Annotated in this window: 23 protein-coding genes, 1 tRNA gene and 1 pseudogene; 17 read left to right on the forward strand and 8 right to left on the reverse strand. The window is 70.3% G+C overall.

Annotated elements, in window-relative coordinates:
* A pseudogene (locus PKD89_RS12515) lies at positions 1–928 on the reverse strand (phospho-sugar mutase); the annotation flags it as partial.
* A 90-nt stretch (positions 929–1018) separates the two neighbouring features.
* Here PKD89_RS12515 and PKD89_RS12520 point away from each other — a divergent pair.
* Positions 1019–1834 (forward strand): TatD family hydrolase, encoded by an 816-nt coding sequence (locus PKD89_RS12520; protein WP_289010514.1) that lies wholly within the window; start codon positions 1019–1021, stop codon positions 1832–1834.
* Positions 1835–1853: 19 nt separating this feature from the next.
* Here PKD89_RS12520 and PKD89_RS12525 read toward each other — a convergent pair whose 3' ends face one another.
* Positions 1854–2156 carry a DUF4333 domain-containing protein gene (locus PKD89_RS12525; RefSeq protein ID WP_287378353.1) on the reverse strand — a complete coding sequence of 101 codons (303 nt, stop codon included), beginning with the start codon at positions 2154–2156 and terminating at the stop codon, positions 1854–1856.
* 159 nt (positions 2157–2315) lie between these two features.
* Here PKD89_RS12525 and PKD89_RS12530 point away from each other — a divergent pair, with 159 nt between their 5' ends.
* From PKD89_RS12530 to PKD89_RS12540, 3 genes are read left to right on the forward strand one after another with little or no spacing between them, the layout of a single operon-like run.
* Positions 2316–2765 carry a hypothetical protein gene (locus PKD89_RS12530; protein ID WP_289010515.1) on the forward strand — a complete coding sequence of 150 codons (450 nt, stop codon included), beginning with the start codon at positions 2316–2318 and terminating at the stop codon, positions 2763–2765.
* Positions 2762–3655, forward strand: coding sequence for a 16S rRNA (adenine(1518)-N(6)/adenine(1519)-N(6))-dimethyltransferase RsmA (gene rsmA / locus PKD89_RS12535; RefSeq protein WP_289010516.1), 894 nt, complete (start codon positions 2762–2764; stop codon positions 3653–3655). Before PKD89_RS12530 ends, rsmA begins: the two co-directional genes overlap by 4 nt.
* Complete coding sequence (locus tag PKD89_RS12540; protein WP_289010517.1) at positions 3652–4386, forward strand: 4-(cytidine 5'-diphospho)-2-C-methyl-D-erythritol kinase; 735 nt, start codon at positions 3652–3654, stop codon at positions 4384–4386. Before rsmA ends, PKD89_RS12540 begins: the two co-directional genes overlap by 4 nt.
* Before the next feature lie 48 nt (positions 4387–4434).
* Here the strand turns inward: PKD89_RS12540 and PKD89_RS12545 are convergent, their stop codons facing one another.
* Positions 4435–4533: a 30S ribosomal protein bS22 gene (locus PKD89_RS12545; RefSeq protein ID WP_012225623.1), complete on the reverse strand. Its 99-nt coding sequence runs from the start codon at positions 4531–4533 to the stop codon at positions 4435–4437.
* An 87-nt stretch (positions 4534–4620) separates the two neighbouring features.
* On the opposite strand from PKD89_RS12545, the gene PKD89_RS12550 reads away from it, so the two are divergent.
* Positions 4621–4693 (forward strand) — tRNA-Gln (locus PKD89_RS12550).
* Between the two features lie 89 nt (positions 4694–4782).
* The gene (locus tag PKD89_RS12555) at positions 4783–5787 is read left to right on the forward strand and encodes a ribose-phosphate diphosphokinase (RefSeq protein WP_289010518.1); all 1005 of its coding nucleotides are present in this window, start codon (positions 4783–4785) and stop codon (positions 5785–5787) included.
* Positions 5788–6059: 272 nt separating this feature from the next.
* Here the strand turns inward: PKD89_RS12555 and PKD89_RS12560 are convergent, their stop codons facing one another.
* Positions 6060–7172: a DUF2332 domain-containing protein gene (locus PKD89_RS12560; protein ID WP_289010519.1), complete on the reverse strand. Its 1113-nt coding sequence runs from the start codon at positions 7170–7172 to the stop codon at positions 6060–6062.
* A gap of 159 nt (positions 7173–7331) precedes the next feature.
* Between PKD89_RS12560 and PKD89_RS12565 the strand changes: the two genes are divergently transcribed.
* The 6 genes from PKD89_RS12565 (at position 7332) to PKD89_RS12590 (ending at position 15184) form a co-directional block, all read left to right on the forward strand.
* Positions 7332–7979, forward strand: a complete 648-nt coding sequence (locus PKD89_RS12565; protein WP_287378343.1) for a 50S ribosomal protein L25 — start codon at positions 7332–7334, stop codon at positions 7977–7979.
* A 17-nt stretch (positions 7980–7996) separates the two neighbouring features.
* A complete protein-coding gene (pth, locus tag PKD89_RS12570) occupies positions 7997–8602 on the forward strand; it encodes an aminoacyl-tRNA hydrolase (protein WP_287378342.1) in 606 nt (201 codons plus the stop codon).
* An 80-nt stretch (positions 8603–8682) separates the two neighbouring features.
* Positions 8683–9210: a hypothetical protein gene (locus PKD89_RS12575; protein WP_287378341.1), complete on the forward strand. Its 528-nt coding sequence runs from the start codon at positions 8683–8685 to the stop codon at positions 9208–9210.
* Between the two features lie 131 nt (positions 9211–9341).
* Positions 9342–13013, forward strand: a complete 3672-nt coding sequence (mfd, locus tag PKD89_RS12580; protein WP_289010520.1) for a transcription-repair coupling factor — start codon at positions 9342–9344, stop codon at positions 13011–13013.
* 80 nt (positions 13014–13093) lie between these two features.
* A complete protein-coding gene (locus PKD89_RS12585; protein ID WP_289010521.1) occupies positions 13094–14149 on the forward strand; it encodes a SurA N-terminal domain-containing protein in 1056 nt (351 codons plus the stop codon).
* Positions 14150–15184 carry an SAM-dependent methyltransferase gene (locus tag PKD89_RS12590; protein ID WP_289010522.1) on the forward strand — a complete coding sequence of 345 codons (1035 nt, stop codon included), beginning with the start codon at positions 14150–14152 and terminating at the stop codon, positions 15182–15184. It begins immediately after the preceding gene.
* Here PKD89_RS12590 and PKD89_RS12595 read toward each other — a convergent pair.
* Positions 15181–15522 carry a DUF4235 domain-containing protein gene (locus tag PKD89_RS12595; protein WP_289010523.1) on the reverse strand — a complete coding sequence of 114 codons (342 nt, stop codon included), beginning with the start codon at positions 15520–15522 and terminating at the stop codon, positions 15181–15183. The two genes, PKD89_RS12590 and PKD89_RS12595, sit on opposite strands and share 4 nt — an antisense overlap.
* Positions 15523–15588: 66 nt before the next feature.
* Between PKD89_RS12595 and PKD89_RS12600 the strand changes: the two genes are divergently transcribed.
* On the forward strand, positions 15589–16500 hold the full coding sequence (locus PKD89_RS12600) for an alpha/beta fold hydrolase (RefSeq protein ID WP_289010524.1): 912 nt from the start codon (positions 15589–15591) through the stop codon (positions 16498–16500).
* 6 nt (positions 16501–16506) lie between these two features.
* Here PKD89_RS12600 and PKD89_RS12605 read toward each other — a convergent pair whose 3' ends face one another.
* Positions 16507–17970 (reverse strand): aldehyde dehydrogenase, encoded by a 1464-nt coding sequence (locus tag PKD89_RS12605; RefSeq protein WP_287378330.1) that lies wholly within the window; start codon positions 17968–17970, stop codon positions 16507–16509.
* 186 nt (positions 17971–18156) lie between these two features.
* On the opposite strand from PKD89_RS12605, the gene PKD89_RS12610 reads away from it, so the two are divergent.
* Both PKD89_RS12610 and PKD89_RS12615 read left to right on the forward strand, forming a co-directional pair.
* Complete coding sequence (locus PKD89_RS12610; protein WP_289010525.1) at positions 18157–19143, forward strand: diaminopimelate dehydrogenase; 987 nt, start codon at positions 18157–18159, stop codon at positions 19141–19143.
* Between the two features lie 105 nt (positions 19144–19248).
* Positions 19249–20067: a thioesterase family protein gene (locus PKD89_RS12615; protein ID WP_289010526.1), complete on the forward strand. Its 819-nt coding sequence runs from the start codon at positions 19249–19251 to the stop codon at positions 20065–20067.
* Positions 20068–20125: 58 nt separating this feature from the next.
* Here the strand turns inward: PKD89_RS12615 and PKD89_RS12620 are convergent, their stop codons facing one another.
* Positions 20126–21061: a LysR family transcriptional regulator gene (locus PKD89_RS12620; RefSeq protein ID WP_289010527.1), complete on the reverse strand. Its 936-nt coding sequence runs from the start codon at positions 21059–21061 to the stop codon at positions 20126–20128.
* A 142-nt stretch (positions 21062–21203) separates the two neighbouring features.
* On the opposite strand from PKD89_RS12620, the gene PKD89_RS12625 reads away from it, so the two are divergent.
* On the forward strand, positions 21204–22535 hold the full coding sequence (locus PKD89_RS12625) for an inositol-3-phosphate synthase (protein ID WP_287378324.1): 1332 nt from the start codon (positions 21204–21206) through the stop codon (positions 22533–22535).
* A gap of 7 nt (positions 22536–22542) precedes the next feature.
* Here PKD89_RS12625 and PKD89_RS12630 read toward each other — a convergent pair whose 3' ends face one another.
* Positions 22543–22920, reverse strand: coding sequence for a hypothetical protein (locus PKD89_RS12630; protein ID WP_324332478.1), 378 nt, complete (start codon positions 22918–22920; stop codon positions 22543–22545).
* Between the two features lie 246 nt (positions 22921–23166).
* On the opposite strand from PKD89_RS12630, the gene PKD89_RS12635 reads away from it, so the two are divergent.
* Positions 23167–26673, forward strand: a complete 3507-nt coding sequence (locus tag PKD89_RS12635) for an alpha/beta fold hydrolase (protein WP_289010529.1) — start codon at positions 23167–23169, stop codon at positions 26671–26673.
* The last annotated feature ends 2 nt before the right edge of the window (positions 26674–26675 follow it).

Below are 26675 nucleotides of genomic sequence, written 5' to 3' on the forward strand. Positions count from 1 at the left end.
CGGCGAGCCGATCGGCGTCGGGGTCGTTGGCCAGCACCAGGTCGGCTCCGCGCTCAGCCGCCAGGGCGATGGCGGCGTCGAGGACGCCCGGCTCCTCCGGGTTGGGGAACGGGACGGTGGGGAAGTCCGGGTCGGGCTCCTGCTGGGAGGCCACCGGCGTGACATCGGTGTACCCGGCGGAGGTCAGCAGCTGAACCAGCGGGGCCCCTCCCACGCCGTGAAGGGCGGTGGTGACCACGCTGAGTTTGGCGTCACCGGTGGTGCCCACCTGGTCGAGCGTGTCGGCCAGGTAACGATCGAGCAGCAGCCGTCGGGTGTCGATGCCGCCCGAACCGGGTTGCGGCGCCACCCGGCGGTCGCGGGCGGCGGCCTCGATGGCGCTGGCGATACGGGCATCGATGGGCGGGATGATCTGGGCGCCGTCGCTCCAGTACACCTTGAGCCCGTTGTCGGCGGCGGGGTTGTGGCTGGCGGTCACCATCAGGCCCGCGCCCAGCGACTGTTTGGCGACCGCCCAGGGGATCACGGGCGTGGGGACCGGCCCGTTGGGCACGGTCACCGTGATGCCGTGCGCCTCCAACACCTCGATGGCGTCGGCGGCAAACTCCGCTGAGCGGTGGCGGGCGTCGTGCCCAACGATTGCGCGTTTGGGCGCCCCCTCCTCGATGATCACCCGGGCGATGCCGGCTGCGCTCTGTCGAACGAGCAGTCGGTTCATGCGGTTGGGCCCCGGGCCCATCGGGGCTCGCAGCCCGGCGGTGCCGAACGCCAGTCGCCGACCGAAGTGATCGGCCAGCGCATCCCCCTGGCCGGGCTGGAGCAGTCGGTTGGTTGCCTCTCGTGTCACCGGATCCGGGTCGAGGGCCATCCAGGTGCGCGCCGCGGCCCGCAAACCGGCGGTGTCGAGTGTGAGAGATGCGTCGCCCATCGGCCACGACGGTACTCACCGGGGCGCTGCCGGGCGTGACAAGGCCCGCAGCGGGGTGGCGGCGACGCGCCTGGATGGCCAAGCTGGACCATGGCGTTTTTCGATCATCACTGCCACCTGTCCGGGCTCGACGACGGCCCGGCCCTGTGGGAGGCCGCCCGTGCCGCAGGCGTCGACGCCATGATCGATGTGGGCGTCAGCGTCGAGTCGTCCCGGGCAGCGCTGGCCTTCGCCGCCGGGCGCGAGGCAACGTGGGCCACTGCGGGTGTCCACCCCCACGATGCGGCCGACCATGGGACCGCCGACGATGCGACCGGGGCCCGCGTACTCGACGATCGTGCCCTCGCCGGGATGGTCGCCGGGTTGGAGGAGCTGGTGGACGCCGGGGCGATCGCGGTGGGGGAGTGCGGCCTAGACTACCACTACGACCATTCCCCCCGCCCCATCCAGCGGGAGGTGTTTGCCGCTCAGGTTCGCCTGGCCCACCGCCGCCGTCTGCCCCTGGTGATCCACACCCGGGAGGCATGGGCAGACACCTTCGCCATCCTCGACGAGGAGGGCTGGCCGACCAGCACCGTGCTGCACTGCTTCACCGGAGGGCCGGAGGAGGCCGAACGGTGCCTTGCCGCCGGGGCGGTGCTGTCATTCTCAGGCATCGTGACGTTCAAGGGTGCGACCGACGTCCGGGCAGCCGCCGGGCTGGTTCCCGCCGGGCGGTATCTAGTCGAGACCGACAGCCCGTATCTGGCGCCGGTGCCGCACCGGGGACGCCCCAACCAGCCGGCGTGGGTGGTCGATGTCGTGGCCGGGCTGGCCGAGGTTCGTGGTGAGGACCCCGCCGAGGTGGAGGCCGCGGCGTGGGCCGCCACCCACTGCGCCTATCGGCTGGAGCTTCCCAACACCTGAGGGACGGTCAGCCCTCTGGCTAGCCCTCGACGTTGATGTCGAAGCTCACGTTGTCGCCGTCGACCTTGGTGACCTTCACCGCCACGTCGTAGTCCTCGCCGTCGGCGGTCAGGGTGCAGGTTTCCTCTTCGCCGACCTCGGCCTTGAGATCGTTGGGACAGTCGACCGAATCAATGGTCTGATCGATCTGCTTGCCGAGTTCGCTGGAGATCTGTTTCTCAACGTCGCTGGACTCGACCGACGAGCCGCCGCACCCGCTCAGGCCGAGCGTGAGCGCAAGGGCGGCCGCGCCCATCGTAAGAGCCGAACGGTGAGTCGACATGGACTACTCCTCTGAATCCGATGGCGGCCGGTGGCCGCCGGGTACCGGGAACCTAGCGCGAGAGGATCGGGCACGTGTGAGCTGCGACCCGGGTGTCTGGGGTTGCTCGACGCCCTCGACCCCCGGCCCCAACGGCGCGCCGCTAGCCTCCTCCGGCTGATGGATACCGCCCGCACCACGCCCACGCGCATCCGGATCGCCGCCATCCTGACCGGGGTGATCGTGGCGCTGCTGGCGTTCAGCTTCGTGCTCAGACTCGGGGGCAATGAGGACGAGGCGGCCACGACGACGACCGCCACCACGACGACCGGCGTCCCGATGCCCCCACCGCTCTTCGAGCTCGACCCGTCCTGGAATCTGCGTGGGCACTCCCGATTCGCCGGGGCGGAGCGCAACAAGCGTCGGGCCGGTGGGTCGGGCAACTTGGTCGAAGGGGTCGAGAACGTGCCTCCCGCTCGGGTGAACATCACGACGACGACCATCGAACAACGGGTGATCAGCCTGGAGGAGTCCGGTGCGGTCACCAGTGCGCCACCCACATCTGCTTCGCGCAGGTCCAGCTCGCCCACCTCGTCGGGGACACGAACGTCGGGTCTGGGCCGCGGGTGAGCGCAACCGCCCCACGTCCACTGCTCACCCGGTCGTCGATCGCCGAGCTGCTCGCCCGCTATCGCCACCTGCCCCGCAAGACCCTGGGTCAGAATTTCGTCGCCGACCCCAACACGATCCGCCGCATCGTGGCGTTGGCCGGGGTCACCGGCTCGTCGTCGGTCGTCGAGATCGGCCCGGGCCTGGGTTCGCTCACCCTCGGCCTGGCGGAGACCGCCCGGCGCGTCGTGGCCATCGAGGCCGACCGTTCGTTGCTCGAGCCGCTGGCCGAGGTCACCGAGGGCACCGGCGTCGAGATCGTCGGTGCCGACGCATTGGAAGTGGACTGGGACGCCACGCTCGATGCCGCCCCGGACGGCTGGGACCTGGTCGCCAACCTGCCCTACTCGGTGGCGACCACGCTGCTGCTCGACGTCGCCCAGCGAGCGCCGATGGTGGAGCGGGGCCTGGTGATGGTGCAGCGGGAGGTCGGCGAGCGCTGGGAGGCCGGGCCGGGATCGCGCACCTACGGTATCCCCACCGTGTTGCTGGCCCGGTGGGGTACGGCGGCCATCGTCGGCGAGGTGCCCCGCGCGGTGTTCGTGCCCGAGCCCCGGGTCGATTCGGTGCTGGTGCGCTTTACCCGCCACACGAGCTCGCCGATCCCAGCCGACGGTGTGGGCGATGCCCGCCTGGAGCGGGTGGTGCGCACCTCCTTCGCCGGCCGCCGCAAGATGCTGCGGCGTTCGCTGGTCGGGCTGATCGATGCCGCCGCCTTCGAAGCGGCGGGCGTGTCGCCCACCGACCGGCCCGAACAGCTCGGGCTGGCCGAGTTCGCCCGCCTCGCCGCCCAGCTCCCCGCCGGCCAGTCCACCGAGGACGCCGCCTCGCACAGGACCGGTCCGTCATGAACGGGCCCGTCGTGCTGGCAGCCCCGGCCAAGCTCACGCTGAGCCTTCGCATTACGGGCGTGCGCCGGGACGGGTTCCATACCCTCGATGCCGAGATGGTCACCCTGTCGCTGGCCGACCGCCTGGAGGTGTCGCCCGGCGATGGTCTCACCGTCGCTGGTCTCAGTATCGATGGCACAGTGGGCAGGGTGGGAGGGACCCACGACAACCTGGTCACCAGGGCGCTGGCGCTCACCGGACGCACCGCTGCGGTGCGTCTCACCAAAAACATCCCGGCCGGGGCCGGGCTGGGGGGCGGTTCGGCCGACGCTGCGGCCATCCTGCGCTGGGCGGGCTGGGCCGACCTGGAGGCGGCCGCCCGCCTGGGCGCCGACGTACCCTTCTGCCTGGTCGGTGGCCGGGCACGGGTGCGGGGCATCGGCGAAGAGATCGACCCGCTGCCGTTTCTCGCTGCGGACCTGACGTTGCTGACGCCGCCGGTCGGGGCATCCACGCCGGCGGTCTACGCCCGTTGGGACGCGCTGGGCGGACCGGTGGGAGAGCATGGCAACGATCTGGAGCCGGCGGCTCTGGCCGAAGTGCCCGAACTCGCGAAATGGCGTCACCGCTTGGGTGACGCCACGGGTCAGCTACCTCGCTTGGCCGGAAGTGGCTCGACCTGGTTTGTCGAGGGCCACCATCCCGGCGATGGCCACCGCTTGGTCAGCACCGTACCTGCCCCGACGAGCTGACGCTCTGAACAGGGCAGGCTGAGGGGCCGATGCGGGGGAAGGTGAGAGCTACTTCTTGGAACGACGCTGGTGGCGCGTCTTCCTCAACAGCTTCTTGTGCTTCTTCTTGCGCATGCGCTTGCGGCGCTTCTTAATCAAAGATCCCATGAGGGAGAACAGCGTAATGGGCCCTGACGATGCGGACCAAGGCGACACCGAACCTAGGCGCCCGGTAGCGTGGGAGCGCCAGAGCGATGGCGGGTAGTTCAATCGGCAGAACGCCTGACTTTGGATCAGGAGGTTGCAGGTTCGATCCCTGCCCCGCCAGCTCATGTGGGTCCCGACCGCCGAACGACCTCGCCAACGACAACCCCAACGACAATGACGGCCCCCCCGGGTCGAAGGGAGACAAACGCGGTGGAGCTGGTCACCAAAAAGAAGCTGTTGCTAGTCGCCGGGCGGGTTCACCCCGAGCTGGCCACCGAAATCTCCGAACGCCTCGGCGTGCCGCTGGGCCAGATCGAACTGGCCAGCTTCCCCAACGGCGAGCGTCACTGCCGCTACGGCGAGTCGATCCGCGGCGCCGACCTGTTCATCCTGCAGACCCACGACACGATCGAGGGCTGCACGATCAATGACGCCATCATGGAACAGCTGATCATGGTCGACGCCGCCCGCCGGGCCTCCGCCAAGCGGATCACGGTGGTGGCGCCGTTCTTCGGATACTCCCGCCAGGACCGTAAGGCGACCGGGCGTGAGCCGATCACCGCCAAGCTGATCGCCAACCTGTTCGCCACCGCCGGCGCCAAGCGCCTGGTGTCGATCGACCTGCACTCCGGTCAGATCCAGGGCTTCTTCGACGGTCCGGTCGACCACCTCACCGCCATGCCGGTGCTCGTCGACTGGATGAAGGCCAACCTGCCCTCCAACGTGGTCGTCGTCAGCCCGGACTCCGGGCGGGTGCGGGTGGCCGAGCGCTACGGCAACCACCTCAACACCGACATCGCCATGGTGCACAAGCGCCGGGTGAAGGTGGAGGGCGCCGGGCCCGACGGCGAGCAGAGCACCGTCGAGGCCAAAGGCGTCGTCGGCCAGGTCGAGGGTCGGCCCTGCGTGATCATCGACGACATGATCGACACCGCCGGCACGATCTGCGCCGCTGCCGAGCAGCTCAAGGCCGAGGGCGCCACCGAGGTCTACGCGGCGGCCACCCACGGGGTGCTGTCCGGCCCGGCGGTCGACCGCCTGAAGAACGCGCCGATCGAAAAGCTGGTGATCACCAACACCCTGCCGATCCCGCCGGAGAAAGACTTCGACAAGCTGGTGGTGCTGTCGGTGGCCGAGATCCTCGCCGACGCCCTCGACGCGGTGTTCGAGGATCAGTCGGTGTCGGACATCTTCGCCGGCCAAAACCACAGCTGACCGGTCTCGACTGGTCATTCACGGCTGATCGGCCTCGGCTGATCAGCACTGCTGACTGGCCCGTCACGGCTGATCGGCGACCGGCGTCGCCCCGGCGGTTCTGCCGGTACGAGACCTGCGAAAGCCTCACCGGTGGCTTATGCATGACTGTCATGCATAACCCTCCGGTGAGGCTTTTGCATGACCGCTTTCGAGCGGTTCTACCGCCGAGCGGCCGGGCTGAGTTGTTCGGGGGCTCGCTGCGAGGCCGGACGCCGGACGCCGGACGCCGCTCAGGTTTCGCCGGTTGGCAGCGCCTGGACCCAGCGGCCGTGGAAGTCGGCGTGGGCGAGCAGCGTGCCCGATCCGCCGGGCCAACGCCGGGCGTGCACGGCCACCCGGTCGCGCCGGAACTCGTCGGGTTCGAAGCTCACCCGGACCAGCCGGGCGGCAGCGCTGGCCCGCTCGCCGGCCGATTCGATCGCCCGGGTGATGTCCCAGCGAGCCCCGGTGGCGACGTACTGCCACATGATCGACTGGAACACCAGCGTCGGCTTGGTGCCTACCCGGTCGGCGAGCACCTGGGTGAGGGTGGCCGCGGTGTCGGCGCTGGCGATCAGCTCGGCGGGCACCTCACCGGCCAGTGCGATCGCCCCGTCCAAGCGCACCCGGCGTTCGTTCTGGTCGGGCCACAGATAGCTGCGCAGGCGCAGGGCAACGGTCTCGTCGGTTGGGTCGGCTGGGTGCGGGTCGATGCCGACCCGGTCGTCGACCTCCCAGCGTTGCAGCGTCGGCGGCCCGCCCAGCCAAGTGGGGTTCAGCCGCACCGGCGAGGCGGGGTCGCCGCCCAGCAACCGGTCGCCGTCGAGGTAGGCGAAGCGGTCGAACCGCAGGTTCAATCCTGCCGAGGTGCCCACCTCGACCAGCGAGATCGGTCCGCACGGGCCGGACGCGGCGTTCGTCGCGGCTGCCCCGGCCAGGGCCGACAGCCCCAGGACGAGCGCGGCGGAGCGACCGGTCTCGTTGGTCTGCACCGCTCGGCGCAGGTAGTCGGCGGTGACGTCGTCGTGACCGAGCAGTTCGTCGAGCAGCGACTCGGCGAGGGCGTCGGTCGGGATCGGGTCGGGCACCGTCCCGCCACACGACGGGTAAGCCGCAGCCAGCGTGGGTGCGGCGCCGGACAGGGCCAGGAAGTGGGCGGCCCCCATCACGCGCAGGGGCATCGCATCACCAAAGCGCCACCGGTCGATCGGCGCCAACAGGGCGTCGTAGCGACCGGCGCGCACGTGCTCGCCCACCGCCGGAAACAGGTTGGCGTAGAGCGGCGAGCCCAGCGCTGCGCAGCTGGTCCCCTGGGCGTCGAACCAGTCGCCGAGCGTCGAGCGGATCTCAGCGGAGGTGGCCATCACCGCATCCTTCCATGAGCGTCCGCTCCCGATGCCGCCAGGGAGCGGGACCGTGATGAGTGCCCGTCGCCGGTGTGCGTCTAGCATGACCGACGGCCCGAGGACGCTCGGGAGTCCCCGGAACCCCCCGGGGAACTACCTGGAGGAGACGTCTCCGCTATGTCACAGCAAGAAGAAACCATCCCGCTCGCCGCCACGGTTCGCACCGAGACCGGGTCGGGTGCCGCCATCCGCGAACGCCTCGAAGGCCGAATCCCCGGCATCCTCTACGGCGCGGACAAGGATCCGGTGGCGATCAGCGTCGAGCGGGCCGACCTCCGCACCGCCCTGTCGACCGAACACGGCGAGAACGCCCTGCTGACGCTGACCGCCGGCGACGAAACCGTTCCGGTCATCGTCAAGGACCTGCAGCGCCACACCGTGCGCCGCACCGTCACCCACATCGACCTCCAGCGGGTGGTGGCCGCCCAGAAGATCACCGTCGACGTGCCGCTGTACCTCGTCGGGACCGCCAAGGACGTCGTCGCCGAGGGCGGCATGGTGGAACGTCACCTGTCCTACATCAAGGTGAAGGTGCGGGCGGACTCGATCCCCGAGCGCATCGAGGCCGACATCTCCGGGCTGAGCATCGGCAAGTCGCTCCAGGTGAAGGACCTCGATCTTGGCGACTCGATCAAGGTGCTGACCGAGGGGCGCAAGGCGGTCGCCTCCGCCGACCTCACCCGTGCGGCGGTCGTTGCGCAGAACGTTACCGAGGGCGATGACGAGGCCGGCGACGCCGAAGGCGCCGACGAGACCTCGGCCTGAGCCGACGCGGCCCGTCCGTGATCCGTCCGGCCCGCCGGGGCACGCCCTCGGAGTTGGTCGTCGTCGGGCTGGGCAACCCCGGGTCCAGATACGAGGGCACGCGGCACAACGTCGGCGCCGACGCTGTGGCCCTGCTGGCCGAGCGGGCCGGCGATCGGTTGCGACCATCGAAGGACGAGGCGCTGGTCAGCGAGTCGCGCCTTGTTGGGCATCGGGTGCTGCTCGCCTTCCCGACCACCTACATGAACGAGTCGGGCCGATCGGTCGTGCGGCTGTGGCGCCGCGGAGGTCAGGACGACCCCACCCGCCTCGTCATCGTCCACGACGAACTGGATCTGCCTCCGGGCCGGGTGAAGGTGAAGGTGGGCGGTGGCCTGGCCGGGCACAACGGCCTGCGCTCGGTCGAAGCCCACCTGCACACCCGGGACTTCACCCGGGTTCGCATCGGGGTGGGGAAACCCCCCGGCGGCAAGGAGCGGGGCGTGGGCCATGTCCTCAGCCGGGTGTCGGGCGCCACCAAGGAGCTGTTGGCGGTGGCGGTCGCCGAGGCAGCCGATGCCGTCGAGCTGATCCTCACCGATGGCGTGGACGCAGCGATGGCCCGAGTGAACGCTCGATCGTGAGTGCTGTGCCGACGTGCTGAGTGCTGCGCCGACGGTCCAGTTGGCTGCTCCGGTGATGAGCACGCGGTGAGTGGCACGGCGTGCTGAGCCGCCGCTGGTACGCATTCGTGATCGTCGTTGCCGTGGCGGCGATCGCGCTCGCGCTCGCAGGCCTGTTGCGAAGCCCCGGGGACCGACGAGCAGATGCCGACCGATGGGGCACCGGGGAGCTGATCGAGACCGACGATGTCCCCGTGGTGACCGACGCCGGCCTGGAGGCGTCGACGACCAACGACGAGGTGATGGAGCGCCGCCTGGTCACCGTCCCCACCGTCGGTGTGGAACCGACCGCCAAGGGGTTCCGGCTGGGCTGGGAGGAACCGGCGGCGTGCCGAGGGGTGAGGATCGTCGTGCACGAGTCGGTGTCGCAGGTGCTGGTCGAGGTGACCGCTGCCGAGCCGTTCGCCACGTCGGAGGGAACCGGCTGCGGTCAGCGCGGGCCTCGGGGCGACGATGTGGTGGGCGTGCTGCCGGTATACGTCACCTCGATCGAGCTGTCACGCCCACTGGGTGACCGTCGTGTCCTCGACGCCGCCCGGGCCCGCCAACTGCTCGTCGTCACCGACTGAGTACCCGGCCTCGGTTCGCCTCACGTCGAACCCAACACGTTCACCGGTGGGAGGTCTTGGGCTGTCCCATACTCCCGCCAGGAGGCTGGGACCGCTGGGTGATTTCTGGAACCCGCCGGTAGTCTCGATCGGTGCCCCTGACAGCTCTGGCCAGTTTGCTTCGTGACGACCCGGCGCTGCGCGACGCTCTCGGCCGGGACGCCGCAACGGTCGCCGTTCCCGAGGCCGGGCGTGCGAGCTACATCGCAGCGGTGGCCGAGACCTCGAGTCGGTCGCCGATCGTGGTGGCGGTGCCCACCGTCGCCGAGGCCGAGACCCTGGCCGACGACCTCGGCACGTGGCTCGGTCCCGACGCGGTCGAGTGGTTTCCCGCCTGGGAGACCCTGCCATTCGAGCGGGTCAGCCCGTCGACCGAGACGATGGGCCGGCGCATGCGGGTGATGTGGCGCCTGGCCGATCCGGCCCGCAGCCCCCGGGTGATCGTCGCCCCCATCCGGGCGCTGCTTCAGCGCCTCGGCCCCCACGTCGAGGACACCGAACCGGTGATCGTCGGCGCCGGCGACACGATCGACTCCACCCAGCTGGTCGACGAGCTGGTCGGGTGGGGGTACCGCCGCGAGTACCAGGTGGAGCATCGCGGTGAGGTGGCGGTGCGGGGCTCGATCGTCGACGTGTTCCCGGCGACCGCCCAGGCGCCGGTGCGCATCGACCTGTGGGGCGACGAGGTGGAGCGGCTCACCGAGTTCTCGGTCAACGACCAGCGTTCGGTGGCCACGATCGCCGAGGTGGAGATTCACCCGGCCCGCGAGGTGCTCGTCACGGCGGAGGTCGCCGGGAGGGCCCGCAAGCTGATCGCCTCCGAACCGTGGGGCGCCGAGCAGTGGCAGCGCCTGGCCGACGGGGAGACCTTTGACGGCATGGAGTCGTGGCTGCCGTGGCTGACCGACTCCGAGCATGTGCTGTTCGACCTGCTCGACGGCGATGCCCAGGTGATGTTGGTCGAGCCCAAGCGACTGGCCGACCGGGCGTCGGACCTGCTCGCCGAGGAGGCCGACCTGGCCGACGCCCTTGCCCGAACCTGGGGCACCGACGGTGCGGCGCTGCGCCGCCTGCACCTGCACTTCGACCGGCTGCTCGCCCACACGGCCGCACCCGCCTGGTCGCTGACCGCCACCGCCTCGGGCCCGTCCGTGCCCGTCCTCGAAACCCACCTGTGGCCCGCAGCGGTGGGCGGGGGCGATGCGCTGACCGCACGGCTCAGCTCGCTGCTCGTCGACGGATACCGGGTGGTGGTCGCCGTCCAAGGTTCGGGCTCGCTCGAGCGGATCGATGCGCTGCTCGGCGACGCCGGCCTGACACTGGGGCGCCACGATGACGTCGGCGACCCGGAGGGCGCCGGTCTGACCACACCCGGGGGTCACCTCACCGTCGCGCCGTTGCACCACGGGTTCATCGCCCCATCGGCCCGCCTGGCGGTGCTGAGCGAGGCCGACCTGACCGGACGTCGCCGTACCCACCGCAAGCCGAAGCAGCGCAAGGCGTCCCAGGACGCCCAAGCCTTCTTTGCCGATCTGGCGCCGGGCTCCTATGTCGTGCACCACCATCACGGCGTCGCCCGGTACGGCGGCATGGTCACCCGGACCCTGCCCGGTCCCAACGGCACCTCGGTGGACCGCGACTACCTGCTGTTGGAGTACCGGGGCGCCGACAAGCTGTACGTACCGTCGGATCAGATCGACGCCGTGCGTCAGTACACCGGCGGCTCGTCACCCACCCTGTCGCGCATGGGCGGCTCGGACTTCGCCCGCGCCAAGGCCAAGGTGCGCAGCCAGGTGGCCGAGGTGGCCCAGGAGCTGGTGGTGCTCTACCAAAAGCGCACCCAGACCGAGGGCCACGCCTACCCGCCGGACACCCCATGGCAGACCGAACTGGAGGACAGCTTCGAGTTCACCGAGACGCCCGACCAGGACCGGGCGATCGACGAGGTGAAGGCGGACATGGAGTCGGAACGCCCGATGGACCGCCTGGTGTGCGGCGACGTCGGCTTCGGCAAGACCGAGATCGCCCTCCGCGCGGTGTTCAAGGCGGTGATGGACGGCCGCCAGGCCGCAGTGCTGGTGCCCACCACCCTGCTGGCCTCCCAGCACTTCACCACCTTTACCGAGCGTTTTGCCGACTACCCGGTGCGGGTCGAGGTGCTCAGCCGGTTCCTCACCTCGGCCCAGGCCAGGCGCGTGCTGGCCGCGCTGGCCGCCGGCGAGGTCGATGTCGTCATCGGTACGCACCGCCTGCTGGGGGCCGACGTGTCGATCCCCAAGCTGGGCCTGCTGGTCGTCGACGAGGAGCAGCGCTTCGGCGTGAGCCACAAGGAGCGCATCAAGGAGATGTCGGTCGGCGTCGACGTGCTCACCCTGTCGGCCACCCCCATCCCCCGAACCCTCGAGATGAGCCTGACCGGCATCCGCGACCTGTCGCTGCTGCACACCCCACCGGCTGAGCGTCAGCCGATCCTCACCTACGTCGGCGAGTTTGACGATGCCCCGGTCGCCGAGGCGATCCGGCGCGAGCTGCTGCGCGAGGGCCAGGTGTTCTACGTTCACAACCGGGTCGAGGACATCGACCGGCGGGCCTCTCAGCTGGCCGAGCTGGTGCCCGAGGCCCGCATCGCCGTTGCCCACGGCCAAATGGATGAGGGCACCCTCGAGCAGGTGATGCTCGACTTCTGGGAGGGCGCCTACGACGTGTTGGTGTGCACGACGATCATCGAGTCGGGCATCGACATGCCGCTGGTCAACACGCTGGTCGTCGAGCGCGCCGACCTGCTCGGGCTGGGCCAGCTGCACCAGATCCGGGGGCGGGTGGGCCGCTCGGGTCAGCGGGCCTACGCCTACCTGTTCTATCCACCCAACCGGGAGCTGACCGAGGAGGCCTACGAGCGCCTGAAGACGATCGGTGAGAGCACCGAGCTGGGCTCGGGCTTTCGCATCGCCATGCGCGACCTGGAGATCCGGGGGGCCGGCAACCTGTTGGGCACCGGCCAGAGCGGCCACATCGCCGCCGTCGGCTACGACCTGTACGTCGAGATGGTCACGCAGGCGATCGCCGAGCTGTCGGGCGAGCCGGTGCGCATCCCCGCCGAGATCAAGCTGGACCTGCCGGTCGACGCCCACCTGCCCGACGACTATGTCGCTCAGGAGGATCTGCGCATCGAGGCCTACCGGCGCCTGGCCACCGTCACCACCCAGGCCGAGGTTGACGACATCACCGCCGAGTGGATCGACCGCTTTGGCGCCATCCCCGACCCGGCCCGCGCTCTGCTGGCGGTGGCCCGGGTGCGGGCGGAGTGTGCCCGCATCGGCATCACCGAGTGCACCGCGACCCGCAACCCGGACTTCGACGGCCCTCCGCTGCGGGCGGTGTTGGCCCCGGTCGAGCTGTCGGCGTCGGCCGAGATGCGCCTCGGCCGCGTGTTCCCCGGCGCGGTGTACAAGTCGACGCCCGCCGCCACGAGCACCCCGGGGATGGGCGGCGCTCAGCTGCAGGTGCCGGTGCGATCCGGGCTGGAACTTACCGAGGACCTGCGCACCCTGTTTGCCCACCTGTGGCCGGCGGACGGGTCCGATCCGCCTCCGTTACCCAACGCTCCGGCGACGCGCGGGCGCACGGGCGTCATCGGGTCTCGGCCATCCGCTCCGGCCGGTCGTCGGCCCGCCCCGTCGCCCCAGGATCCGGCAGCGATCGCCGAGGCCAACGAACGTGCCGCCCGGGTGGCGGCGCGACGGGCCCGTCGAACCGGGCGCTAGCCGAGCCGAGCTGAGCTGGGCGCCCTCCCAGGGCTAGCATCGCTTGCCCACGCAACTTCATCGCATTGGAACCCCCGCACATGAGCTTGTTCCCCGCCGGTAATCGCGCCCGTCCCTTGGCCATCGTCGCCGCCATCGGTGCGCTGGTCTTGAGCGGTTGTGGCGTGGCCGCCGAGTCGACCGCCGCCACCGTCAACGGCAAGACGATCACCGACACCCAGGTTGAACAGGCCGCCCGGGTGCAGGCGATCGGCAACGTGGCACTGGGCGAGGACGACGAGGTGCCCCTCGAGGTTCGGCGCCGGGCGCTCAGCTTTCTCGTCGCCGCCCAGCTGTTGAAAGATGAGCAGGCCCGACTCAACCTCGACGAGCCGGACGGGTTGGCCGATCAGGTGGCCAGCCAGCTCCAGGCCGATCAAGCATTTGCCAGGCTGTCCGACGGCGAGCAGAACGACCTGGTGTCCGCAGCGGTCGTGCTGAGCACCCCGCCCCCCGGACCCGATGACACCCAGGCGGCCGGGCTGCCCCTGCAAATCCAGCAGACGCTGACCAGCGATCCGGCCGCTCGGCGACGGTTCCGCCAGGCCCACCCGCAGATGTTTCGAGAGCTGTGCGCCGACGTGGCTGAAGCCCAGCCCGATCAGGTCGACGAGGTGCGCAAGGCGATGGCCGCGGACCCGGACGCCGCCTTCGAGAAGTTTGGTGCGCTCGACCAGTGCCAGACCGCAGCTGCCAGCAACGGGTTGGTGCCCGTGTCGTCGCCCCAGTGGTCGACGGTCAACGCGGTGGTCTCGGGCGCGATCGGCGAGGTCGACGGTCCGATCACTGCGACGGTTTCCAACCCCGACCCGTCCGGGGCGAGCGGCGGTGAGACCGTTGAACAGACTCGCTGGGTCCGGCCCCAGGGCAGCCGCTCCCTGACCGACGCCGGAGCCGCCGAGTTCGTGTCGTCCCTCGACGCCAACTCGTTGCTGTATCTCCTGGCCCTTCAGACCGATGACGTCCAGATCGACCCCCGATACGGCGACATGTTGACCGTCGGGCCCCCCGATGGGCTGCAGATCGTGCGAGTGCAGCCCAACGGATCCGGCGCCGCGACGCCGGCGGCACCGGCAACCGGCGACCCGACCGCCTAGGTGGGCGCCGCCCCGTCGGGGTCCGCCCCCACGGTCACCGTCGCCGGGCTGGGCCCGGCCGACGCTGCCCTGATGCCCCCGCTGGTGCGGGACCGCCTGGGATCGGGTCGGTGGTGGTTGCGCACCCGCCGCCATCCCGCCGCCTCCGAGGTAAGCGCGCTCGGCTCGTTCGATTCGTTCTATGACGACAGCGACACCTTCGAACACACCTACGAGCGCATCGCTGCTGCGCTGATCGCGGAGGCCACCGAGCACGGGGCGGTTGGCTATGCGGTGCCCGGCTCGGCGCTGGTGCTCGAGCGCACCGTCGAGCTGCTGGGCGAGGCCGCCCGGCGCGGCGAGATCGACCTCGAGGTGCTGCCGGCCATGTCGTTTCTCGATCTGGCATGGGCGGCGGTGGGTGTGGACCCCGTGACCGCTGGGGTGCGGTTGGTCGACGGTCACCGCTTCGCCACCGATGCGGCCGGGGAGCGGGGCCCGCTGCTCGTTGCCCACACCCACGCGCGGGCGGTCCTCTCCGACATCAAGCTGGCCGTGCTCGACCAGCCGACCAGCGACCCGGACGGCGAGGTGCATGTGCTGCACCACCTGGGGCTGGACGATCAGCGGGTGAGCGTCACCACCTGGGCCGATCTCGACCGTGGCGACGAGCCCGACCATCTGACGACGCTGTGGGTGCCGCACCTCAACGTGCCGGTGGCGGCGTCGATTCAGGGCCTGGCCGAGGCGGTTGCCGGTGAGCAACCACATCGGCCCGAGGTCGCCGAGGCGGCTGCCCTCGGCGCCGAGCTGAGGGCGTCGGCCGACGCTGTGAGCCACTCCCTGGCGGCGTTCGACCTCGACTCCGGCGATGGCGCCGACCGGTTGTGCGACGCCCTGGGGCGGGAGCTCGGCGGTGTGGCACGAGCGGCCCGCCTGGCGGAGCGCGCCGGCTGGTTCAGCCTGGCCGAAATCGCCGATGTGGCCGCCGCCCGCGCTTCGGGCGTCGAGCCCGCAGACGATCCACCCGAGTCGACCCACCCGGCCGGTTCCTAGGAGTTTTTGGCGGGGGCGGAATCCTTGGTCGGCGGTGGTGAGCCCATCGCCCGGTCCCAGCCCGTGGCGGCAGCACGTTGGGCGACGACCCGGGCGACCGCACCCCCGATGCTGATCGCCACCACCCAGCTGAGGGCCTCACCCCAGCCGGTGTCCGGATCGGCCGGGTTGGTCGGCGGCTCCCGGTCGGTGGTCCGTGTCCACAGCACGGTCAACAGCTTCTTGGTACCAACGGCCGCCGCCACGCCGGACAGGCCGGAGACCACCGACCAGCCGAGTCGCTGGCCGGGGCCGGTCGACGCTGCGGCGGAGACGGCCATCGCTGCGGGATGGGTCATTCGTAGGGGGAGCATGCTCGCTCATACCCGCCAGCGCCGGTGCGGAAACTCGGGCAGACTCCGAAGATGACTGAATCCAACGCTGGCGCGAGCGTCGCCGTCAATGGCGACATCTCGATCGACTACGCGACGCTGGGCGACAGCGACGCTCCTCCGATCCTCATGATCATGGGCCTCGGCGCCCAGCGGGTCAGCTGGCCGCCGGAGTTCCTGGCGCGGTTGGCCGACCGGGGTCGATTCGTGATCACCTTGGACAACCGGGACGCCGGGCTCTCGACGCACCTGCACGACGCTGCGGTTGCCCTGGACGAGCTGGTCGGCGCCCTGATGGGCGGCGGGCAACTGGCAGAGGTTCCCTACACGCTGTCGGACATGGCCGACGACGCGGTGGCGGTGTTGGACGCCTTGGGCATCGATCGAGCGCACATCGTCGGCGCGTCGATGGGGGGCATGATCGCCCAGATGCTCGTGATCGATCATCCGGAGCGGGCGCTCAGCCTGACGTCGGTGTTCTCGACCACCGGCGAGATGGACGTGGGCGTGCCGACCGATGAGGCGGTCATGGCGCTCATCTCGCCGGTGCCCGAGGATCGGGAGGGCTACATCACCACGATGATGGAGCGCTGGAAGGTGTGGTCGGCCCCCGAGCACTGGGACGACCGCGCGGTGCGGGGTCGCCTCGAGCGTGAGTACGACCGCAGCTTCGATCCGGGCGCCACCCCCCGCCAGCTGGCGGCCATCCTCACCAGCGGGTCGCGAGAGGAGCTGCTGCCCGGCATCAAGGTGCCCACGCTGGTGATCCACGGCCTGCTCGACACCCTGGTGCAGCCCACCGGGGGTCGGCGCACCGCCGAGCTGATCCCCGGCGCCGAGCTGCTCGAGATCCCCGACATGGGCCACGAACTCCCCGAGGCCCACTGGGACACGGTGATCGGGGCGATCGTCGGCCACACCGCCGCCGGGCAGGACTCGGCCTGACGGTCCTCAGTAGCGGAGCGTCGGCTCCGTGCCGGCGGGCAGGTTGATCGTCTTGGACTCCAGGTAGGCGGCCAGGCCCTCGGGACCCAGTTCGCGACCGACTCCCGAGTCCTTGAAGCCGCCGAAGGGCGCCCCCCACTCCATGGCGAACCCGTTGACCGTGTAGGTGCCGGTGCGCACCTTACGGGCGATATCCAGACCCGCCTGGAGGTCGCCGGTCCATACCGTGCCGGAGAGGCCGTAGTCGCTGTCGTTGGCCACGCGAATGGCGTCGTCGGTGTCGTCGACCGGGATCACCGCCAGCACGGGGCCGAAGATCTCCTCCTGGGCGATGCGCATCGAATTGTCGACGTCGGCGAAGACGGTCGGCTCGACGAACCAGCCACGATCCTGCCCGTCGGGGCGACCGCCTCCGGTCGTGATGCGAGCACCCTCGTCCCGACCGATCTGCAGGTAGCCCTCCACCCGGTCGCGCTGGCGCTCGGCGATCAGCGGCCCGCAACCGGTCTCCATGTCGGCCGGATCGCCCACCGGGATGGCGGCCACGGCCTCGGTGAGCGCCTCGACCACCTCGTCGTAGCGGCTCCTGGTGGCCAGGATGCGGGTTTGGGCAACGCAGGCCTGCCCGTTGTTCATCGTGGAGCTGGCGATCAGCTCGGGCATGATTGCGTCCAGGTCGGCGTCGTCACACACGATGGCGGCGGATTTGCCGCCCAACTCGAGCGTGACCCGGCGCAACAGCTCGCCGCAGGCGGCACCGATCTTGCGTCCGGCGGCGGTCGACCCCGTGAAGCTGACTTTGTCGACGTCGGGATGGGTCACCAGATGCTGTCCGGTCTCCCGGCCGGCAGGCACGATGTTGACCACACCGTCGGGCACGCCGGCGTCGGCGCACAGCTCGGCCAGGGCGTAGGCGGACAGCGGTGTCTCCGGTGCGGGCTTGAGCACCATGGTCGAACCGCTGGCCAACGCCGGCGCCAGCTTGAGCATCGAGATGAACAGGGGCACGTTCCACGGCACGATGCCGGCGCTCACGCCCACCGGCTCGTGACGCACGAGGGCCGGGCCCATCATGCCGGGTCGCACCTCCTCAAACTCGAAGCTGCGGGTCAGCTTGGCGAAGTAGTCGAGCACCATGCCGGTGGCCCCCACCTGGCCGAAGTGGCTGAACAACAGTGGGCAGCCCACCTCGGCGGTGATCAGGTTGGCCAGGTCGTCGGACCGCTCCAGGAAGAGGGCATAGAGCCGGTCGATCACGTCGGCCCGCTCGGAGGCCGTGGTGCTTCCCCAGTCGCCGTCGAGGGCGCCACGAGCGGCGACGACGGCGGCGTCGATGTCGGCCGGAGCACCCTCGGGGGTGGATCCCAACTCCTCTTCGGTGAACGGGGAGATCACCGAGATGCGGGCGTCGGTGGCCGGTGCCACCCAGTCTCCGCCGATGTAGAGCCGGTCGTGGTGCAGGTTGGTCATGGTTCCCCTTGTGTCGCGTCCTAGCCGTCTGAGCGTAGTGACCCGAACCCCGGGCGATCGCCGGCACCGGGCCGGGGAATCCGCTTCGCCATGTTCCCCGGCCCGGCGCCGGCGTCCGCCCGGCTGCTGGGTGGGACGTAGCGCCGGTTGGGAGCAAGCGTCGGTCGGCACGCATCATGGACGACCATGAGCACCAAGATCAGGATCGCCATCACCGGCTACGGCAACCTCGGACGAGGAGCCGAGGCGGCCATCACCCAGAGCCCCGACCTCGAACTGGTAGCGATCGTCACCCGGCGGGATCCGGCGACGGTGCGCCCGGCCGACCCGGCCACCCCGGTGTACCGCCTCGACGATGTGGCCGACCTCCGGGGCACCGTCGACGTGATGCTGTGCTGCGGCGGCTCGAAGGAGGACCTGCCGGTGCAGGGGCCCCTGCTGGCATCGATGTTCAACATCGTTGACAGCTACGACACCCACGCCAAGATCCCCGACTACTTCGCGTCGGTCGATGCCCCCGCCCGGGCCAACGGAACCACCGCGGTGATCTCCACGGGCTGGGACCCGGGGCTGTTCTCGCTCAACCGCCTGATGGGCGAGGCCATCCTGCCAGAAGGTGTCACCTACACCTTCTGGGGCCGGGGCCTCAGCCAGGGGCACTCCGACGCCGTGCGCCGGGTGCCCGGCGTGGCCGCCGGCGTGCAGTACACCATCCCCTCGCCCGAGGCGCTCGAACGTGCCGGCAGCGGCGAACGCCCGGAGCTGACCACCAGGGAGAAGCACACCCGCCACTGCTACGTGGTGCTGGCCGAGGGCGCCGATGCCGACACGGTCGAGCAGGCCATCATCACCATGCCCGACTACTTCGTCGGGTACGACACCACGGTCACCTTCATTGACGCCGACACGTTGGCCGCCGACCACGACGCCATGCCCCACGGCGGGTTTGTGATCCGCAGCGCCTCCACCGCCGACGGACACAACCACACCATGCAGTTCTCGTTGGAACTCGACCACAACCCGGCATTCACCGCCAGCGTGCTGGTGGCCTACGCCCGGGCCGCTCACCGGATGAACCAGGCCGGTGCCGTCGGGGCAAACACCCCCTTCGATGTGGCCCCCGGGCTGCTGTCACCTCGGTCACCGGAGGACCTCCGCCGAGACCTGCTCTGATCCGAGCCTCGGATGACCGGGTGTGCCGGTGATGGTCGGTTCACGCTGATGGCGGTTCCATCGCCGGCACCTTGGCGTCGGCGAGACCGCTTCTAGGGTGAACGGATGGCCGATTCGCTGTTCACCGTTCTCGACCACGATCACGCCCACGGGCGCTACCAGCCCACCGGGTTCAGCCGGGGACCATGGTCTCCCCATGCGCTGCACGGCGGACCGACGGCGGCACTGGTGGCCCACGCCGCCGAGCAGGTCTTGACCGACAGCGGCGCCGACGCACGTCTGCCCGTCCGGTTGACACTCGACCTCGAACGGCCCGTGCCGCTCGCTCCGCTGACCGTTCACGCCGAAATCGTGCGGCCCGGCCGCAAGGTGCAGGTGGCCGAGGTCATCGTCGTCGATGACGACGGGCGCAGGTTGGTGCGGGCCTCGGTGCTGGCCATCCGCCGCCGTGAGGTGACACTGGCGGACGACCTCATTCGGCCGGTCGACCGACAACCGACCGATCAACAACAGGGCGGCGGTGACATCGACTGGGCGTTCCCCGATGACGAGGTCGCCTTCCACTCCGACGGGACCGAGCACAGCCTCGTGCAGGGATCGTTCGGCAAGCTCGGCCCGGCCACCGACTGGATTCGCCTCGCCGTTCCCGTCCTGCCCGACGTGGAGCCCAGCCCGTTCCAACGGGTGGTGGCCGCCGCCGACTTCCTCAACGGCATCTCGAGCGTGGTCGACCCGATGCAGGCCACCTACATCAACCCCGATCTCACCGTGACCGTCCACCGGTTGCCGGTGGGGGAATGGGTGGCCGTCGATGCGGTGACCCGTTTCGAGGACCTGGGCATCGGCACGGCCGAGGCCGACCTCTACGACGAACAGGGTCGCCTCGGGCGCGCCGTCCAGACCCTGCTGCTCGATCCGGTCTGACCAGCGCGGAGCCGGCTCCACACGCGACCTACCAGCGGCCAGCGATCGGGGCTGTTTCTCAGCTCTGAATCGAGCTGAGAAACAGTTCGGTACGCGGGTCGGCAGGTGCTCCGGCTCGGGCGACCGCCACCAGCGTCCGGCGGACCAATTGCTCCCCGATCGCCAGGCCGTCGCCCCGCTGGCGCTTCACCGGGCGGGGCCCGCCCATGTGGTCGGGCAGCACGGCCCAGCCCAGGCCCAGGGTCACCATCGACTGCAACACGGTGGGGTTGGCGCTCTCCAACGTGGTGAACGGGTCGGCCCCCCGGGAGCGCAGCGCGCCCTCGATCAACACCCGGGTGGTCGAGCCCTCCGGCGGCATCACCCACGGGCCCCAGCGCTGCGGATCGGCGAGGTCGTCGGCGCTCACGCCGCCCGGGGCGACGACCACCATCGGCTCATCGGCGATCGTGGTCGTCGTCACCGTGCTTTCCGACGGGCCGCCCCGTCCGCCGGTGCGCAAAGCGATGTTGTCGCCGACCACCACCGCCAGGTCGAGCTCTCCCCGCTGGACGGCTCGGGTGAGCGGAACCGACGTGTCGACCGTGACGTGGAGGGCGTCGCCGGCCAGCTCGCGCACGGCGGCCAGAGCGGGGCGACACGTGGCCACCGCTGCCGAGTCGATCAACCCCAGCCGGTAGGCGCCGCGGGCACCCGAACGAAGCCGGTTGGCGATTCGGCCGAGATCGGCGGCCTGGGCGACGACCCCGTTGGCGTGGGGTAGCAGGACGGCCCCGGCCGAAGTCAGCACACGCCTGCGGCCGAGCCGTTCGAACAGCGTGATCCCCAGTCGTCGCTCCAGCTCGGCGATGCCCTGGCTGAGCGCCGACTGCGTCACCCCGAGCTGGGCAGCGGCCTCGGTCCAGCTGGGCGCACGCGCTGCGGCGCGGAGGTACAAGAGCTGCTGGGTGGAGAGCGCCGGGACGGTGGTGTCGGCGCTCGCACCGGGTCTCACGCGACCTCAATCATAAGTAACACTGATGAAACATTGGGTTGACTATAGGGTTACTGTCAACAACACTCGGATCACGTCGGTCCGACGCAGCGCTAGCGCGCTCCGCATCATCCCGCATTCGCCCCTACCGAGGACACCCCCTGTGACCCAGCCTTCCCAGAACCCCGCCACCCCGCCAGCGCTCGACATCGCCCCAGCCACCGGCCGATTGGGCATGCTCACGCCCGGGATGGGTGCGGTGGCCACCACGGCCATCGCCGGCATCATGGCGGCCCGCCAAGGTCAGGCCGTGCCGATCGGCAGCCTGACCCAGATGGCCCACATCCGTCTCGGAAGCCGCGACGAGGGCCGCAACCCGATGATCAAGGACTTCGCTCCACTGGCGACGCTCGACGACCTGGCCTTCGGCGGCTGGGACCCGATCTCGGCCAACGCGCTGGAAGCGGCGCACACCGCCGGGGTGCTCAAGGACTCCGACCTGGCGCCCATCTCCGGGGAACTCGAGGGCGTGGCATCGATGCCGGCGGTGTTCGACCAGCGCTGGGTATCGAAGCTGGACGGCATTCGCGTGAAGGAGGGTGCCAGCAAATGGGACCTGGCCCGGCAACTCGTCGAGGACATCGAGCGCTTCAAGGAGGAGGAGAACTGCGAGCGCATGGTGATGGTGTGGACCGGCTCGACCGAGGCCTACCAGGTGAAGGCCGACGTCCACTCCGACCCCGATGCGTTCGAGGCGGGGATGAAGGCCAACGACGAGAACATCGCACCCTCGCAGATGTACGCGTGGGCGGCGCTCAGCTCGGGCGTGCCCTTTGCCAACGGTGCCCCCAACCTGGCGGTCGACACGCCATGGGCGGCCACGCTGGCGGCCGAACGGGGCGTGCCCTTCGCCGGCAAGGACTTCAAGACCGGCCAGACGCTGATCAAGACCATCCTGGCGCCCGGGTTCAAGGCCCGCATGTTGGGCCTTCGCGGCTGGTACTCCACCAACATCCTGGGCAACCGGGACGGTGAGGTGCTCGACGACCCCGAGAACTTCAAGACGAAGGAAATGTCCAAGCTGGGAGTGCTCGACACGATCCTCCAACCCGAGGTGTATCCCGATCTGTACGGCAACATCGATCACGTCGTACGCATCAACTACTACCCGCCGCGGGGCGACAACAAGGAGGGTTGGGACGCCATCGACATCTTCGGATGGATGGGGTACCCGATGGAGATCAAGGTCGACTTCCTGTGCCGCGACTCGATCCTGGCCGCCCCGATCGTGTTGGACCTGGCGCTGTTCTTGGACCTGGCCCAGCGGGCGGGGCAATCGGGCCTGCAGGAGTGGCTGAGCTTCTACTGGAAGGCGCCCGACGCGCTCGGCGGTGTGCCGCCCGAACACGACATCTTCATCCAACAGCTCAAGTTGAAGAACACGCTGCGCTCGTGGATGGGCGAGGATCCAATCACCCACGCCGAGGGCGAGTAGCGCTCCGCTACGGGAGCACCTGCACGTCGAACTGGTTGAGGTGCACCTCGACGGTCACCTCGCCGGCCGATGGCGGTGCCAGTTCGACCGAGCCGGACAACAGCCTGCCCACGACCTCGATGCCGAGGTGTTCGTCGGCCGCGCCGACGGGCACCTCGGTGAAAACGATGCCGGCGGTTCCGGCGGACGGGGTGGCCCCCCCGCAGCGACGGGCCCCCTCCCCCCCGCCGTAGCGAACGACGACCGTGTCGCGGGCGAACCCGTTGCCCAACACGACCCGAAAGCGCCCGGGCTGGAGTCTGCCGGGATCGGCACCGCCACCGATCGGGATCTCCGAGCGGGCGGTGGCATCGATGGCGTGCTGATCGAGTTCGTTGGAATCCACGATGGCATGGGACATGGGGACCTTGAGCCTGCCGATGGTCGAAGTGCCGGCGGGCGAATGTGCCCCCGGGTGGTGTTGGTGGTGCATGTCTCCGACGACCCGGATATCCCGGGTGAGGCGAATGACATTCCTCCTAGCGTGCACGATGGCGCTCAACGGTGTCTCTCCATCGGTGAACGCACACTTAATCTCTGCTTAAAACCGTCGAAAAGGCCGTCAACAGAGTGGATCGGGCCGGCTTGGAGGTTGGATTATGAGGTCATCGATGCCCCCGATGAACCCACCGCGATCCACAGCGGCCCCCGACGGCTGAAGAAGCGCTACGACGTGGTCGTCATCGGCAGCGGTCCGGCGGGATCGGTGCTGAGCTATCGATTGGCCCGCGCCGGGCTGCGGGTGGCGGTGCTCGAGCGCGGCACGGAACACCGACCAGGGTCGTTTCCCGAAGCCCCGGGCGAGTTGGTCACCAACAGCCAGCTGTGGCGCAACGGCCTCCGCATCGGCGCGGCTGACGCCCTCTTCGACCTGCGGGTGTTCGACGACGTGATGGTCCTCACCGGCTGCGGCGTGGGCGGCACGTCGTTGATCAACGCCTCAGTGTCGGTGATGCCCGATGCCGAGGTGATGGACGACCGGCGCTGGCCGGCCGAGTTGCGCAACGACCCCGGGTGGGCCGACGACATCGGCCGGGTGGGTGACCTGACGGGCACCGCAACCCTGCCGGCCGACCGGACCCCTCCCAAGTTGAGCGCTCTCGAGGCGATGGCCGGCGCCCGGGGGATCGACGCCAGCGCCGAGCGTGCTCCGCTGAACGTGTCCTTTTGTGATGGCCCCAACCCGGCCGGCCTCGAGGTGGCGGCATGCAACGGATGCGGTAATTGCATCACCGGCTGCAACATCGGGGCCAAGGGCAGCTACGACCGCAACTACCTTCATCGAGCCCGCTCGTGCGGCGCCCAGGTGTTTGCATCGTGCTCGGTGTCCCACGTCGAAGCGACCGCCCACGGCTGGGCGGTCGTGGTGACCGACACCGGCCAACCATCGGTGCGTCGTCGGGTGGAGGCCGACCGGGTGGTGCTGGCCGCCGGGGCCCTGGGCTCGACCGAGGTGTTGTTGCGGTCCCGGGAGGCCGGCCTGGAGACCTCTCCGATGCTCGGGCACCGCTTCTCGGGCAACGGCGACCTGATCGCCTGGGGCTTCGATACCGACGAGCCCGTCGGCGGGGTGGGAGTGCGCAGCGACAGCGACCCTTCCGACACCGCCGAACCCGATGGCGACGACCGCTGGCTTGGCGTCGGCCCCACGATCAGCGGGCTGATCCGGTCGGGTCCCGCCGCGGACGGAACCCCGCCCGTCGGCGGCGCAGACGGGCCCGAAACCCCCCTGAGCCGGGACGATCATTGGATGATCGAGGACGGCGCCGTGCCGCGTGTCTTCGCGGTGTTGACGCCGCTGTTGCTGGCGGCCTCGGCGCTGCTCGACCGCCTGCCCCTGCACGAGGGCCCGGAGCGCGTCGCCGGCTGGCTGCGGTCCTTCCTCGACGGTCCCTACGACGGCGCGGTCTCGCGGACGACGACCACGCTGTACATGGCCGCCGACGACAGCGAGGGGCAGGTGCAGCTGGCCGGGGCCGGCGTCGAGGTGACCTGGCCCGGCGCCGGCCTGCAGCGCTCACTGACCGAGGGCGGCCAGCGACTGGCCGACGCCGCCCGCCAGCTCGGGGGCCGCCCGGTGCGCAACCCGGGCCATCGCGGCTGGCTCGGAAACCGACCGGTGTCGGTTCACCCGCTGGGTGGTTGCGTGATGGGCGGTGACGCCGGCGACGGCGTCGTCGATCACCGGGGTCGGGTGTTCGCCGGTGCGGCCGGTCGGCACACCTACGTCGGCCTGTATGTCACCGATGGGTCGATCGTTCCCCGGTCGCTGGGAGCCAACCCGTCCCTGACGATCGCCGCCCTGGCCGAGCGCACCGCCCGGCTGATGCTGGCCGAGATGGGCCTCGACGCCGACCCGATCGACTCGGTCCCACAGGGCGACGTGGCGCCGGACGACGCCGCCCCGGCACCCGACGTGCCGGGACCCAGGGTGCGCTTCACCGAACGCCTGGGCGGCCACGTGATCGTCGGCGGTCAGGCCAGCCCGATCGCCCTTGGCCTGCGGGTGGCGGTCGAGGACCCCGCGGCGGTGCGGCGCAACCCCGAGCAGACCGAGCTGCGGGTGACCGGCACGGTCGATGCGCCGTTGCTGCATCCGGCGCCGATGACCGTCACGTGGGGAACCCTCCGGTTGGTCGCCGAGGATCCCGACCAACCGGTCGGACACCGGATGGAGTATCGCCTGGGGCTGCGCGACGCCGACGGTGCGCGCTACCGGCTGGACGCCGACAAGCTGATCCTCGATCAGCCCGGCATCGATTGGCTGTGGGACGCCACCGAGGTGGCGGTCTCGATCCGCCCGGTCGCACCCGACGGAGAAGCCGCCCCCGACCGGCCGGTCGAACGCGCCTACGGGCTGGCCCGGCTGGCACCGTTCGACGCGGTGCGGATGGGGTTGTCGCTTCGAGGCCCGGAGGGTGGGGCGCCGGCCGAGCAGGCCCGCGCCATCGGCTCGTTCCTGGGGGCGTTCGCGCTCCCGATGACCCGCACCTTCGGCAAGGCTGCTGTGGGCGGCGCCGAACTTCGGGCCGCACAAGGCGGCGTCCAGCGTCGCCGCCAGCTGGCGCTCCCCCCGATGGAGCAGCATTGGCTGGGCCGGGACCGACGCTGGAGCGTCCTCCCACCCGACGATCCGATCGTGGGGCTGCGCCGCTTCCGGGGTGGCTCGGCCGGGCCGGTGTTGTTGGCGCCCGGCTTCGGCATGTCGAGCGACCACTACCTGCTCGACAGCGCCGCGCCCAACCTGACCGAGGTGCTCGTCGAGGCCGGCTACGACGTGTGGCTGTTCGACTACCGATCGTCGATCCGCTTTCCCGGGGCCGGGCGCCCCTCCGACCTGGACGAGGTTGCCACCATCGATTGGCCGGCCGCCGTCGGCCGGGTGCGGGCGATCACCGAAGCCGACGAGGTGTCGGTCGTAGCCCACTGCGTTGGTGCAGCCACCGTGCTGATGGCGCTGCTCGACGGCATGGACGGCGTCGGCGCGGTCGTGTGCTCGCAGATGGCGGCCCACTTCGACGTGCCGGCGTTCACCCGCTTGAGGGCGAGGCTTCGGCCCGGGCCCAAGCTGGAGGCGCTGGGGTTGACCTCGGTGTTCCCCGACCGGGGCACCGGCCTGGCCGCCCGCTTGGCCGACCTGGCTGCCCGGCCCACGCCGCTGGCGCACGGCGAGCGCTGCGATTCGCCGGTGTGCCGGTGGGTGTTCTTTTTCTACGGGCCAACCCACCACCACGCCAACCTCGACCGCTACACCCACAGCCGCATCGCCGAACTGTTCGGCGAAGGCTCCCTGCGCGGCATGGACCATGTCGGGTCGATGTTCACCGCCGGTCGGCTGGTCGGTGCCGACGGGAGCGACGCCTACCTGCCCCACGTCGAGCGGTTGAACCTCCCCATCTTGTTTCTGGCCGGCACCCGCAACCGCCTGGTGCTGCCCTCGAGTTCGGCGCGCACCCTGGCGTGGCTGCGCTCCCACCATGGGCCGGAGCTGCACCAGCGGCGGGAGTTGCCCGGCTACGCCCACCTCGACGGTTTGATCGGCCGCCGGGTCGACCGAGACGTGTTCCCGCACATCCTCGAGTTTCTCGACGCCCGGTAGGC

It is taken from the genome of Candidatus Neomicrothrix sp. (assembly GCF_035329545.1).
Classification (GTDB): Bacteria; Actinomycetota; Acidimicrobiia; order Acidimicrobiales; family Microtrichaceae; genus Microthrix; species Microthrix subdominans.

Bases quoted from the DNA above. Each gene is read 5' to 3' on its own strand.
- PKD89_RS12520 (WP_289010514.1), top strand. From the start codon at position 1,019: ATGGCGTTTTTCGATCATCACTGCCACCTGTCCGGGCTCGACGACGGC.
- PKD89_RS12525 (WP_287378353.1), bottom strand. From the start codon at position 2,156: ATGTCGACTCACCGTTCGGCTCTTACGATGGGCGCGGCCGCCCTTGCG.
- PKD89_RS12530 (WP_289010515.1), top strand. From the start codon at position 2,316: ATGGATACCGCCCGCACCACGCCCACGCGCATCCGGATCGCCGCCATC.
- PKD89_RS12540 (WP_289010517.1), top strand. From the start codon at position 3,652: ATGAACGGGCCCGTCGTGCTGGCAGCCCCGGCCAAGCTCACGCTGAGC.
- PKD89_RS12545 (WP_012225623.1), bottom strand. From the start codon at position 4,533: ATGGGATCTTTGATTAAGAAGCGCCGCAAGCGCATGCGCAAGAAGAAG.
- PKD89_RS12560 (WP_289010519.1), bottom strand. From the start codon at position 7,172: ATGGCCACCTCCGCTGAGATCCGCTCGACGCTCGGCGACTGGTTCGAC.
- PKD89_RS12565 (WP_287378343.1), top strand. From the start codon at position 7,332: ATGTCACAGCAAGAAGAAACCATCCCGCTCGCCGCCACGGTTCGCACC.
- PKD89_RS12585 (WP_289010521.1), top strand. From the start codon at position 13,094: ATGAGCTTGTTCCCCGCCGGTAATCGCGCCCGTCCCTTGGCCATCGTC.
- PKD89_RS12595 (WP_289010523.1), bottom strand. From the start codon at position 15,522: ATGACCCATCCCGCAGCGATGGCCGTCTCCGCCGCAGCGTCGACCGGC.
- PKD89_RS12600 (WP_289010524.1), top strand. From the start codon at position 15,589: ATGACTGAATCCAACGCTGGCGCGAGCGTCGCCGTCAATGGCGACATC.
- PKD89_RS12605 (WP_287378330.1), bottom strand. From the start codon at position 17,970: ATGACCAACCTGCACCACGACCGGCTCTACATCGGCGGAGACTGGGTG.
- PKD89_RS12610 (WP_289010525.1), top strand. From the start codon at position 18,157: ATGAGCACCAAGATCAGGATCGCCATCACCGGCTACGGCAACCTCGGA.
- PKD89_RS12615 (WP_289010526.1), top strand. From the start codon at position 19,249: ATGGCCGATTCGCTGTTCACCGTTCTCGACCACGATCACGCCCACGGG.